Below are 14,019 nucleotides of genomic sequence, written 5' to 3' on the forward strand. Positions count from 1 at the left end.
AAACAATTACTTTTAGGGTAGGCTGCATAAATTGTTCGATCGGCACCGTAGCTAACCCTTTGGAGTCCCAACCGTGTTTGAGGTTATGCGTACCCGACTGCTACCTTATGCCGTTGCGATATTGAGCGTCGCGATCGCTTTATTGCTGATGCTCATGCTCGATCCGTGGTTGCACATGACCCAGACCCCTTTTTTGCTGTTCTTTGGGGCGGCGATCGTCAGTGCTTGGCTGGGAGGAAAAAAAGCAGGAGCGATCGCCACCATCTTATCCGGTCTGCTTGCCAACTACTTCTTTTTAGATCCGATCGGTCAACTATCGCTAGATGCGACCGACATCTGGCGGACACTGCTGTTCGTTCTCGAAGGGATTCTCATCAGTGCTATTTGTGGCGGATTGCGTGCAGCCGAACATAGCACCAAAATCAGTTTGCAAAGACTTCAAATCAGCGAAGCAAAGTTTCGGCGATTGGTGGAATCCAACATCATCGGAGTTATTTCGGCAGATACCCACGGTGTCATTACCGATGCGAATGACTGCTTTCTCAACATGGTAGGCTACACCCGCGAAGATTTATTAGCAGGACGAGTGCGTTGGGATGAAATGACACCGCCGGAGTTGCGTCATCTCGATGCACTTGCCTTAGACGAATTGATGACCACAGGAGCGCATAGTCCCTACGAGAAGGCATATATCACCAAAGACGGTCGTCGAGTTCCCATTTTAGTTGGAGCTGTTCTTTTAGAAGATGAGTCCCACAATCATGTCATTGCCTTTATCCTCGATTTGACAGAGCGCAAGCGTACCGAAGCGGCGCTGCGGGAAAGTCAACAGCTATTTTCCAACTTCATGAGCAACAGTCCAGTCAAAGCATACATCAAGGATGAAGCAGGACGCTACGTCTACGTCAGCCCACTGGTAGAACGGGAACATAATCGACCGTTGGCTGATTGGGTGGGAAAAACCGATTTCGATTTCTTTACCGCAGAAATTGCACAACAGTTGCGAGATAACGATGCGATCGTTCTGCAAACAAATCACACTCTTCAAATCCTGGAAACTGTTCCAGCAGATAATGAAGAGTATAATGTCATGTCGTTCAAATTCCCCTTCCAGGATGCCGAGGGACGTAACTTAGTCGCGGGAATGTCGATCGATATCACCGCACAGATCCGAGTAGAGAAAGCTTTGCGAGAAAGCGAGGCGCTGGTAAGGGCGCAAGCGAGGGAACTGCAAGCTTTTATGGAAATCGTCCCCGCCGCAGTTTGGATCGCCCACGATCCCAACTGTCACCAGATGACGGCAAATTGCGCGGCATATGAATTGATGAGGGCAAAACCGGACTCAGTTACCACCGCAACTCCCGCCGATGGCGTGTATCCATTTAACTTCAAACTGCAAAGGAAAGGTCGAGATATTCCGCCAGGGGAACTCTCCATGCAGAAAGCGGGAAGCACCGGACAGGAAGTAGAGGAAGATGCGGAACTCGTATTTGAAGATGGCGTCGTCCGATACATCTACGGCAAAGCCGTACCCCTACGGGATGAGGAAGGTGGAGTGCGAGGAGTGATTGGAGCATACTTGGACATTACCGATCGCAAACAAGCAGAGGAAGCGCTGCGAGAGACTGCCGAACGGCTGAGTTTGGCGCTCACAGCTGCCCGAATGGGAGACTGGAGTTGGGACGCAGCGACCGATACAGTAACATTTTCACATCGCGCCGCCGAAATTTTTGGGATTCCGCCCGGGCCATATATGACGTGGACGCAGATGCGCGAGCTGCTGCATCCAGAAGACCGCGATCGCGCTAAAGTAGCCGTCGAGGAAGCGATCGCTTCTGGCGGCGACTACGATATTGAATACCGAGTCATCCGTCCGCAGGGGGAACAGTGCTGGGTTTCTGCAAAGGGACGCGCCCAGTACGATGCTGCGGGTCAGGTTTTGGGAATGATCGGTGTGGTGCAAGACGTGACGGAACAGGTGCTGGCGCGGCAGCGTAGTGAGGATCTGCTCAAACAGCTGGAGGCAGAACGAGCATTTCTGGAAGCAGTTTTGCAGCAGATGCCAGCAGGGGTAATTATTGGGGAAGCTCCCTCCGGTAAGCTGATTTTGGGGAACGATCGGGTACGGGAAATCTGGCGTCATCCATTTGTCGCATCTACTCAAGTCGAGCAATACCGCGAGTACAAGGGTTTTCATCCAGACGGACGGCTTTATCAGCCCCAAGAGTGGCCGATCGCACGCTCGATCGGCAGCGGTGAAGTGGTGAGTGGGGAAGAAATTCAGTTTCTCCGGGGTGACGGTACTTATGGCGTCATGGAGATAAGTTCTGCACCCATACGCGATCGAGAGGGGCAAATTATTGCAGGTGTAGTCACCTTCCAGGATATTAGCGATCGCAAGCAGGCAGAGCGGGAACGAGAGGAACTCTTAGCCAGGGAACAAGCGGCACGCACAGAAGCAGAAACTGCCAATCGCATCAAAGATGAATTTCTGGCCGTACTTTCCCACGAATTGCGATCGCCCCTCAATCCCATTTTGGGCTGGACTAACTTATTGCGAACCCGCAAATTAGATGAAAAAACCACAACCAAAGCCTTAGAAACAATCGAACGCAATGCCAAGTTGCAAACGCAATTAATTGAAGATTTACTCGATGTTTCTCGCATCCTGCGCGGCAAAGTAGTCTTGGACTTTGCCCCCGTCAACTTAGCAAATATAATAGAAGCCGCTTTGGAAACGGTGCTGCTAGCAGCAGAAGCGAAAAAAATTCAAATTCAAACTATTTTTTCTGCAAAACAAGCTCTGATTTCCGGTGACTCAGGCCGACTCCAACAAATAGTTTGGAACCTACTCTCGAACGCTGTCAAGTTCACACCAGCAGGTGGAACGATAGAAGTACGATTGGAATGCGTTGACTGCTATGCCCAAATTCAGGTAAAAGATAATGGTATGGGTATCAGTCCGGATTTTTTGCCCCATGTATTTGAGTACTTCCGGCAGGCAGATGGCACCACAACCCGCAAATTTGGGGGATTGGGACTTGGATTGGCGATCGTGCGTCATTTAGCTGAATTGCATGGCGGCACTGTGCGGGCGTCAAGTCTGGGAATCAGTCAGGGAGCGACTTTTACAGTCACTTTGCCACTGCTGGTGACTGCTTTTGAGGCAACTCAGAACTATCAAGCCTCTACTGAAATTGGCAGCTTGAGCGGTTTGCGGATTTTAATTGTAGATGATGAACCGGATATGCGAGAGTTAGGGGTTACTGTTTTGGCTGAATACGGATCGCTGGCAAAAGCAGCTGCATCCGCAGCAGAAGCATTGTTCCTGCTTAAAGAATTTCAGCCGGATATTTTAATTTGCGATATCGGAATGCCAGAGGTGGATGGCTATATGCTGATGCGTCAGGTGAGGTCTCGACTGCCAGAAATGGGAGGGCAAATTCCGGCGATCGCACTGACTGCTTACGCCGGAGAGTACGATCGACAGCAAGCGATCTCCGCCGGATTTAATAGACATCTTCCTAAACCTGTAGATCCCGCCGAGTTAATAAAAACAATTCTATCCTTAACAGCAGAAAAGCAGAGGAGTAGAGGAGCAGAGGGGAAAAAGAACAATCCATAGTCGTCTGACCGGACGAAAGTCAAAAAATCCCTATTTTATCTGCTATGGGCTGCGTTTATCTGCCTACATCTGCGGTAAAAAATTAACCTTCGATGGCAACAGAAAATTTTTCCCATCACTCATGCACTATCAATGCAACCGAGTACAATATGAGGCGATCCGGAGAAAAGAAATAAAAATTTATGGTTTTCGGGTTTATTATAAAAGTTTTTTATTATATCATAAAAACGGGAAAGCCAAAAGCTGTTTGGAGTTATTAACTAATAATTATAATGTCAAAGAGGATGTGGAATTTTGCAGAAACTTTACCGCAGACTAACTCCGATTCAAAAAAGAATCGTACAAGCTACAGTCATTATAGCATTGTTTGTTACAACTGTGCGAATTATACCATATCTTGTTCCCATTCGTGCCAGGGATTTGATGCAAGACCGACAAGCGATCGAATTTAGCGATCGCAACGGCTTACCATTAGGAACATTGCTCAGCCGTAACCAAGAGCATACCGCAGTTGTACCCTTAAACGAGATTTCTCCGCATTTCAAAAATGCCATCATCGCCGCCGAAGATAGGGGATTTTATCAGCATGGGGCGCTGGATCTGAAAGCGATCGCCAGGGCAATCCTGCAAGCAATTAAAGCCAAAAGAATTGTCTCCGGCGCTTCTACCATCACCATGCAACTAGCGCGAATGCTCGACCCCGTACCGCGCACATTGGCAGGAAAAATAAAAGAAATTTGGTTATCTTGGCGCTTAACAGCAGGAATGAGTAAAGATGAAATCCTTTCTGCTTATCTCAATCGCTTACCGATGGGCGGTAACATCTATGGTGTGGAAGCAGCCGCTCGCGTTTATTTTGGCATACCTGCCAGCGATTTAAATTTAGGACAAGCGAGTTTACTTACTGCCTTACCGAACGATCCTAGCAATCTCAATCCTTATCATAATTTATCAGGACTGAAGCGCCGACAAACTTACGTACTCGATCGCATGGTAAAAGATAAATATATCAGTCGTGTTGAAGCCGATCGAGCCTTATCTGAAAAAATTACTATTCAACTTCGCAAGCAAGGTATCCTCGCCGCCCCTCATTTTTTATTTTGGGTAGCCAATGAATTAGATAATGGCAATTTAAAAGTAACTCATGCTGGCAATCTTCGCACAACAATCGATCGTCCTTTGCAACAATTTGTCGAAGCGCAAGTGCAAGAAGTCATTCGTAGCCTCGCGCCTAACAACGTGCATCACGCAGCCGCTTTAGTTATCGATAATCGCACTGGAGAAGTACTAGCTTATGTTGGTTCCCCCAATTATTTTAACGAAACGCAAATAGGACGGAACGACGGCGTACAAGCACTGCGTCAACCCGGTTCAACCCTCAAACCATTCTTATACGAATTAGCCTTAGAGAAACGCATCATTCGCCCCAATACAATTTTAGCAGATGTACCGACTCGCTATGCGATTCCCGGAGCCAAAATTTACAGCCCTCAAGATTATAGCGAAACTTTTCAAGGCCCGGTAAGAGTTCGCATTGCCTTAGCCAATTCGCTCAACATTCCGGCAGTGCGGGTATTGGAAAAAGTAAGCGTAGGCGCATTTTTAGAACGTTTGCATCAACTGGGTTTTACCAATCTCAATCATTCCCCAGAGTATTACGGTTTGGGATTAACTTTAGGGAGTGGGGAAGTCAGTTTGTGGGAATTAGCTCGCGCTTATCTGACAATGGCTAGACAAGGCGACGCTATACCGCTGGTTAGTATTTTGGGAAACCTCACCCCAAATCAGCTTCGATTACCCCCGTTATTGTTGGGGAGAGCGGGAGAGCGGGGGAAATCTGGAGCGGGGGAGGTAGAAAAGAAGATTGAGCCAGGGAAAGGGAAAAAAGACGAAGGGTTGGGAGTGAGGTCGGAATGGGCTTTAATTACCAATATGCTGAGCGACGCTCACGCTCGTGCCAAAGCATTTGGTGTAGAATCTGTGCTAGCTTTGCCATTTCCAGCAGCGGTGAAAACGGGTACTTCTTCTAATTTTCGAGATACGTGGACAGTCGGGTTTACGACAGATTATACTGTGGCGACTTGGGTGGGGAATTTTGATGGCGATCGTATGGATAAAGTTTCTGGTGTTATGGGTGCAGCCCCCTTGTGGAATCGCATCATGTTACACTTGCACGAACGTGAAGAACCCGCACCTTTTTCTCCTCCCAAAGGTTTAGTGCAAAAACCCATCTGTACATTATCCGGCTTACGTCCCACCCCGGCTTGTCCTTCAGTTGTGCAAGAATATTTTTATCCCGAAGATATCAGCGATTACGAAAGTCATCCAGATACTTTTTATCAAATGGTATCGCGTGATGGCAAGTCACCTGAGTATCGCCTCAATTTGCCTGCCGAATATAATGAATGGTTGGCAATGCAACCGCAACCAAATTTAGCACCGAGCCAACTGAAAATATTATCTCCTCGCAATGGCGATTTTTTTCTTATTCATCCCGATCGAGCAAATACTGGGCAGAGGCTACAATTTAAATTGGCAAATAAATCTAGTCAAACGGTAGAGTGGTGGTTGAACGGTCAAAAAGTGGCAACCCAGTCATCAAATACATTATTTTGGGAACTTCAACCGGGCAATTGGACATTAGAAATTAGAAGTGGAGAGATGAGCGATCGGGTTAATTTTCAGGTAGAATTAGCTGAAAGCAAAAGTATGCGTCGCGGTTTTTCTGTTGCCAGTCCATCTCACTAGGACAAAAGATGAAAATTCTGGTAGTAGAAAATGACAAATCGCTGGCTGCTGCATTAACGGGACTGCTAGCAGCGAATAATTACACGATCGACTTGGCAAACGACGGACAAACCGCGTTAGACTTAGTGACAGCAATTGAGTATGACCTAATTTTGCTGGACTTGCAGATTCCCCAGTTAGATGGAATTAGCTTGTCTCGGCAACTGCGATCGCAAGGTTACAGCAAAGCGATCCTTTTGCTAACCGAGAAAAATACTAATATAAATATTGTAGCGGCGCTAGATGCCGGAGCGGATGATTATCTGATTAAGCCTTATAACCCGGAAGTATTGCTGGCAAGGATTCAAGCTTTGTTGCGCCGGACTGGTGGGAATCCATCATGTACGCTAAGTTGGGGAAATCTCTGTTTAGATTCAATATCGGGGAAAGTCACTTGCGGCGATCGACTAATTCCATTGACTGCCACAGAATATAGCTTACTGGAATTGTTTTTGCAAAATCCCGATCGCATTTTCAACCGCAGTGCTATTCTAGACCGACTTTGGGGGTTTGATGATGCACCAACGGAAAATGCAGTTACGGTTCATATCAAAGACTTGCGAAAGAAACTGAAATTAGGAGGTCTGAACGGAGAAATTCTGGAAACAGTTTATGGCATGGGATATCGGTTAAAACCAGCACCAGATCGCCTCATTTCTACTCCCGAAACAAACAAAGATAGCCAACAAAAACCTCGCGTCAAAGATATCTCTTCTGTGAATCGAGTGCTGCAAAAATTTCGTAATTCCTTTGCAGAACAAATTGCCGTGCTAGCAGAAGCAAAAACCGCACTCTTGGCAGGGAATTGTAACGAAGAATTACACCATAAAGCAAAGCACAAAGCGCATCAACTGACAGGATCGATGGGGAGCTTTGGTTATCCAGAGGGTTCTAAACTGGCGCGAGAACTAGAACATTTACTGATTAAAAACGGTGCCTTAAAACCAGATGAAATTTGCCGTTTTTCTCAATTGGTAACAGCATTGGAACAGGAGTTAACAAAGCCTCCCATCCCGATAAATATCCAACCAAACCAGACACTCGAAACTCATCGCGTGTTGGTGATCGATGACGATACGGTGCTGACAGAAAAGTTACAAGCAGAAGCCAACTTATGGGGAATCCGCCTAAAAATAGCTCCCGATCTGCCAACTGCCCGATTGCGCCTTGCAATGGCGACTCCCGATGCGATTCTCCTAGATTTAAGTTTTGCCGATACAGAGGAAGATGGATTAACCCTATTGAGAGAATTGGCAGAGCAATCGCCACAGATTCCAGTCGTTGTATTTACCGCACGAGATAGCCTTGCCGATCGAGTGGCGGTATCCCGATTGGGCGCTAAGCAATTTTTACACAAGCCTGCCGCGATCGAAGATATTTTTGAAGCGATCGCCCGTGTCTTACCTCAACCCAAAACTTCCGAAGCTAAAATCTTAATCGTAGACGATGACCCCGCAATCCTGGCTGGATTATCGGCGTTGCTGACTCCTTGGGGGCTAGAGGTGACAACTCTGACAGAACCCCAGCGATTTTGGGAAGTGCTAATTGCCACATCTCCAGACTTAGTGTTGCTGGATCTAGAAATACCGAGTAGAGGCGAAGTCTTTGCTGACCATAATTACGAACTTACCGACAATCTCTACAGGCAAACGCTTTGGCGATACATTGGTCTAGAGCTGTGTCAGGTGGTGCGGCAGGATACCCATTGGGGCGATTTACCAATTTTGGTAGTAACAGCCCATACTGATGCGGAATCTCTTCAGCAAGCATTTGCCGCCGGTGCTGATGATTTCATTACCAAGCCAGTACTGGGCCCAGAACTGGTCACGCGGATACTCAGTCGAATTGAGCGGGTGAGATATCGAAAAAAAGCTGTTTAGAAGCGGCGACTGTGAGGTAATAAAGATGAGGTTCGATCGACGATTTTTACCTAAAAATGTCGGATGAATGCCCCCGTTACACCGTGAAGTTAACGGGGGATGAAATCCGACCAACGCATCTTTTGCGTAGCAACGATTTAATTCTAGGTTTGGCGGGTAAACTATGCTTTCGATCGATGGAGTGGAGAATTTATTGCAGGTAAGCTTTTTCCTCGCCGTTGGCTTGACAATCGTTTTGCTCGCCAGCAATCTTAAGGAGAACAAAAAAAAGATAGAGCGACTTAGCCAGCAATTAGCCGAGGAAAATGCCGAGCAATTGCGGATGGCTCTGTCTGCGGCTCAGATGGGGATGTGGGATTGGAATATTGCGACGGGAAAAATCAAATGGTCGCCAGAACACGAACAGTTATTTGGCTTAACTCCCGGTACATTTGATGGCAGATACGAAACCTTCGATCGCTTTATTCATCCAGACGATCGCGAAAGCTTGGATCGATCGCTAAAACAAGCTCTCCAAACACATAATATCTATCAGCACGAGTATCGCATTATTTGGCCGGATGGCAGCATTCATTGGATCGAAGCGCGGGGACACAGTATTTGCGATGCCGCAGGTCAACCTTTACGAATGACTGGGACAGTCATAAATATTGACGATCGCAAACGCGGCGAAGCCGAACGCAAGCAAGCAGAAGTCTTGCTGCACCAGCAATGGGAGCAACAGCGGACGATCGTGGAAATTAGCCAGCGCATCCGAAAATCTCTCAATTTAGCAGAAATCCTCCAAACAACGGTGGACGAAGTGCGGCAATTGCTGCAAACGAGTCGCGTAATTATTTTTCAATTTGCCCCAAACTGGAGCGGAACTGTAGTAGTAGAATCAGTTGGCTCGGAATGGACAGCGATTTTATCTACTCAAATCTACGACCCGTGTTTAGGTGAAAAATATGTTGAACCTTTCCTACAAGGTTTAGTTACTGCCAAGTCAGATATCTACACGCCAGAAATCGACCCTTGTTATGTGGAATTGCTGGCAAATTTCCAAGTCAAAGCCAATTTAGTTGTTCCCATCCTGAATGGCAAGGAACTATGGGGATTGCTGATTTCGCATCACTGCGGAGAACCTCGCCAATGGCAACCCTCTGAAATTGAACTCATGCAACAGGTGGTAACTCAAGTCGCCATTGCTATTCAGCAAGCCGAACTGGTAGAAAAATTACAAATAGAATTGCAACAACGCCGACAAACTGAAGCCGCCTTGCGCGATAGCGAACAAAAATTCCGCCAATTAGCAGAAAATATTGAAGATGTTTTCTTTCTCTATACCGCAGATTACAGCCAACTTCTTTACATCAATTCCGCTTATGAAAATATCTGGCAGCGTACCTGCGAAAGCGTCTATCAAAATCCATTTTCATTTCTAGATAGCATTCATCCTATGGATCGCGATCGCCTCATCCCGGCGATGGATCGTTTGCTGAATGGGGAGGCAAATTTAGAGGAGGAGTACCGCATTATTCGTCCCGATGGTTCCATTCGTTGGATTTACGACCGGGGATTTTTTGTTTATAACGAAGCGGGAGAACCATACCGGATTGCTGGGCTTTCTAGCGATATCACCGAGCGCAAATTAGCAGAGATTGCACTGCACGAATTAAATGCCGAACTCGAACAACGAATAGCAGAACGAACGGCAGAACTTACTCAAACAAATTCCCTCCTGCAACAGGAACTTTACCAGCGCCAGAGAATTGAACAAGCTTTGCGGCAAAGTGAAGCTCAGTTTCAAAACTTAGTTGCCAACGTACCGGGAGCCATTTACAGACTCGTGCAATCGCCAGATAATTCGGTTTGGTTTGAGTATATCAGTCCTGCGATTAAAGAAATGTATGAAGTTGAGGTAGAACAAATATTAGAGAATGCTTCTTTTGTTGTCAACCCAATTCATCCAGAGGATATCGCAGAACATCAAACAGCAATTAGCCGCAGTCGCGAGAATTTAGAACCGTTCGATCATGAATGGCGAATTACTACTCCTTCTGGCAAGTTGAAGTGGCTGCACGGTCGTTCTATACCAGAACGTCGCGATAATGGAGAGACGGTATGGTATGGCATCGTTCAGGATATCAGCGAACGCAAAAAAATTGAAGAAAGGCTACAACAAACACTGCAACAATTGAGTTTTCATATTGAAAATACCCCTTTGGCTACTATCATCTGGGATTCGCAATTTCGGGTGCATCAGTGGTCAAAACAAGCTGAGGCTATCTTTGGTTGGACAGCTGAAGAAGTCTTCGGTAAGATGATGTACGATTGGCAATTTATTTTTGAAGGCGATCGAGAAATTGTCAACCTCAAAGCACAAGAATTACTCAGTGGTAAGTCAGTAGTTTGCATTAATCGGAATTATCGGAAAGATGGTAAGGTGATTGACATTGAATGGTACAGTTCGACTTTGCTGGATGAATTGGGTAATTTGGTATCGATTCTCTCAATAGCACAAGATGTCACGGAACGGAATCGATTAGAACGAGCTTTGCAAGTCTCAGAAGCGAAATTGAGCGATATTTTTAATAGTGTCAATGCCGGAATTATTAGTTATAAATTGTTTGCCGATCGAGATTTTGAATACGAATATTGCTCTAAAGGCTGTGAAATCGTATTTGGTTACACGCAAGCGGAACTGATGGCGAATAAACCGCTCTGGATGTCGCGAGTTCACCCAGAAGATCGAAATATTATTACCGCCGCACTCGATCGCATTTTTTCTCAAGGTTCGGGAACCTGCGACTACCGCTTTTATCACAAAGATGAGAGCCTGCGCTGGCTTTCAGCTAACTATACCGCTCGATATGACGCATCCGCAGATGTTTGGATGACGATCGGAGTCAGCATCGATATTAGCGATCGCAAACGAACAGAACAAGCCTTGAAACAGAGTGAGGAGAAGTATCGCCGCATTGTTGACACAGCCAATGAGGGCATCTGGGTGATTGACGATCGGGGCAATACTACCTTTGTCAATCCTGGGATGGCCCAAATGCTGGGCTACAGTGTCCCAGAAATGATCGGTCAATCAATGTTTGCGTTTATGGATCGAGAGGGACAAGCGATCGCTGCCCATTATTTGGAAGCCCGCCGTCAGGGAATCTCCGAGCAACATGATTTTAAATTTCGTTGCAAAGATGGGTCAGATTTGTGGTGCATCATCGGCACCAACCCCATTTTTGATGAAACTGGGCAATTTATTGGCGCATTGGGCATGATTACCGATATCACCGATCGCAAACTAACACAAGAACTTTTGCAGCACAGGGAATCGACATTGCGGAGTTTCTTCAACAGTGCTGCCATCCCGATGGGTATTGTTGAGCTACACAACGGAGATATTCTCCACATTTCCGATAATTGGGCGGCGGCTCAGTTTTTTGGCAAAACGCTCGAAGGTATGCAAAATCAGTTTGCTAGCAGTCTGGGAGTACCGCCTGCGACGATCGAGCGATGGATGGCCTACTACCAAGAAGCTGCACGGACTCAAGTGCCCGTTCGGTTTGAATATCTTCATACCACTGCTGAGGGTCAACGCTGGTTATCGGGAAGCGTTTGCTCGATCGCAGTCAGCCCCACTGGGTATCCCAGGTTTTCCTACATATTTGAAGATATTACCCATCGCAAACAAGCAGAACAAATGCTGGAGCTTCAAGCTGTCATTACTCGTAATATGGCGGAAGGCATTTGCTTAGTGAGAGCCGATAATGGAATCATTGTCTATGCCAATCCTAAATTTGAGCAGATGTTTGGCTATGACTCTGGAGAACTCAACGGTCAGCACGTTTCGATTGTGAATTATGGCAACGAATCGGTAAGTGCTGAAGATGTCAATCAAGCCATTCGGTCTGTCGTCTTACAAAACGATGAATTCAGCTATGAAGTCCAGAATGTTAAGAAAGATGGGACTCTTTTTTGGTGTAGTGCAACTTGCTCTGTATTCAGGCATTCCGACTACGGCGACGTTCTGGTGGCAGTTCACCAAGATATCACCGTAGCGAAGCGCCTCGAAGAAGTTCGCAAACAAGCAGAAGAAGCTTTGCGACAACAGGCAAACTACGAACATCTGGTCGGACAAATTGTCAATCAGATCAGGCGATCGCTGGATTTAGATGAAATTCTGGCGGTGACGGTGACAGAGGTGCGACAACTCCTCAATGCCGATCGGGTGTTGATTTTTCAACTGCATGAAGATGGTGCGGGCAGTGTTGTGGAAGAATCCGTGTTGCTTGAGTATCCAGTGACTGAGAAAATGTGGTGGTTAGATGAATGTTTGCCATCAGACTGCTATGACTTTTATTGCCAGGGAAAGCCACGCATTGTGTCCGATGTGGCAACAGATGAATGGGGGTCTTGCTTAGTTGAGTTTATGCAGGAAGTTAGTGTCAAGTCGAAAGTTGTCGCTCCCATTGTCCAAACGGTTGAAGGTTCCGATCGATCGAGAGTCTGGGGGCTTTTGATCGCTCACGCTTGTTCCTCTTACCGCCAATGGCAAACTATTGAAGCAGACCTCTTACATCGCGTTACCGATCAGCTAGCGATCGCCATCCAGCAATCCGAACTTTACAGAAAACTGCAAATCGAACTGCACGAACGCAAGCAAACCGAAGCAACTCTGCGAGAAGCGGAAAGACGCTGGCGATTTCTCCTCGACAACGTGCAATTAGTTGTGGTAGGACTCGATCTGGCTGGTGCTGTGAATTACGTGAATCCTTTTTTCTTGAAACTGACTGGGTACACAGAATCAGAAGCTTTGGGTAAGAACTGGTTTGAAACTTTTGTGTTGCCTTCCGAGCGGCAACATCTTCACACTATTTTCTCGGAAATGCTGACATCTAAGCCTCATCCCTACTATCAAAATTTTATCCTCACAAAATCGGGAGAACACCGATTTATCGCTTGGAATAATACCCTGTTAAGAGATTCTGCCGGCCATATTATCGGTACAGTCAGCATTGGCGAAGACATTACGGAACGACAGAAAATCGAGCAGATGAAAAATGAGTTTATTAGTATTGTCAGCCACGAACTCCGCACTCCTCTAACAGCGATTCGAGCATCTTTGGGATTGCTGCAAACTGGAATCTACGAAAAAAAGCCAGACAAATTGAAACGCATGATCGAGATTGCCGCAATTGATAGCGAGCGCTTGGTGCGTTTGGTCAATGATATTCTCGATCTCGAACGGTTAGATTCGGCTCGAGCTGTCCTGGAGAAAACAACCTGCAAGGCGAGCGATTTAATCCGACAAGCTGTAGAGGCAGTGCAAGCGATCGCCGATCGGCAACAGATCGCTTTCGATATCCATCCCACCGATATCGAAGTTTGGGCCGCATCGGATGCGATTGTCCAAACGCTGATCAATCTGTTGAGTAATGCGGTTAAATTCTCGCCTGTCGGTTCTACCATTACTGTAAGTGTCGAACCGCAAATCGATCGGGCCCTGTTCCAAGTTCGCGATCGGGGGCGAGGCATTCCAGCTGATAAGCTGGAAGCTATCTTCGGACGATTTCAGCAAGTGGATGCCTCCGACTCTCGCGATAAAGGCGGAACTGGTTTGGGACTGGCAATTTGCCGCAGTATTATAGAGCGACACGGTGGGCGAATCTGGGCTGAAAGTAGTCTTGGTGCTGGCAGTACATTTTTCTTCACGCTCTCACTACAACAAGAAGCATAATC

The 14,019-nt window shown here is 46.7% G+C and carries 4 protein-coding genes; all 4 read left to right on the forward strand.

The window, feature by feature from the left end:
- Positions 1-73 precede the first annotated feature (73 nt).
- The 4 genes from H6G03_RS11315 (at position 74) to H6G03_RS37945 (ending at position 14,017) form a co-directional block, all read left to right on the forward strand.
- Positions 74-3,625, forward strand: a complete 3,552-nt coding sequence (locus H6G03_RS11315) for a PAS domain S-box protein (RefSeq protein WP_190464478.1) — start codon at positions 74-76, stop codon at positions 3,623-3,625.
- A 423-nt stretch (positions 3,626-4,048) separates the two neighbouring features.
- Complete coding sequence (pbpC, locus tag H6G03_RS11320) at positions 4,049-6,373, forward strand: penicillin-binding protein 1C (protein ID WP_190464513.1); 2,325 nt, start codon at positions 4,049-4,051, stop codon at positions 6,371-6,373.
- An 8-nt stretch (positions 6,374-6,381) separates the two neighbouring features.
- Positions 6,382-8,292, forward strand: a complete 1,911-nt coding sequence (locus H6G03_RS11325; RefSeq protein ID WP_190464479.1) for a response regulator — start codon at positions 6,382-6,384, stop codon at positions 8,290-8,292.
- 163 nt (positions 8,293-8,455) lie between these two features.
- Positions 8,456-14,017 (forward strand): PAS domain S-box protein, encoded by a 5,562-nt coding sequence (locus H6G03_RS37945; protein ID WP_242060381.1) that lies wholly within the window; start codon positions 8,456-8,458, stop codon positions 14,015-14,017.
- Positions 14,018-14,019: the final 2 nt, after the last annotated feature.

The organism is Aerosakkonema funiforme FACHB-1375 (assembly GCF_014696265.1).
Classification (GTDB): Bacteria; Cyanobacteriota; Cyanobacteriia; order Cyanobacteriales; family Aerosakkonemataceae; genus Aerosakkonema; species Aerosakkonema funiforme_A.

Coding starts and splice junctions, on each gene's coding strand:
- pbpC (WP_190464513.1), top strand. CDS start 4,049: ATGCAAGACCGACAAGCGATCGAATTTAGCGATCGCAACGGCTTACCA.
- H6G03_RS11325 (WP_190464479.1), top strand. CDS start 6,382: ATGAAAATTCTGGTAGTAGAAAATGACAAATCGCTGGCTGCTGCATTA.
- H6G03_RS37945 (WP_242060381.1), top strand. CDS start 8,456: ATGCTTTCGATCGATGGAGTGGAGAATTTATTGCAGGTAAGCTTTTTC.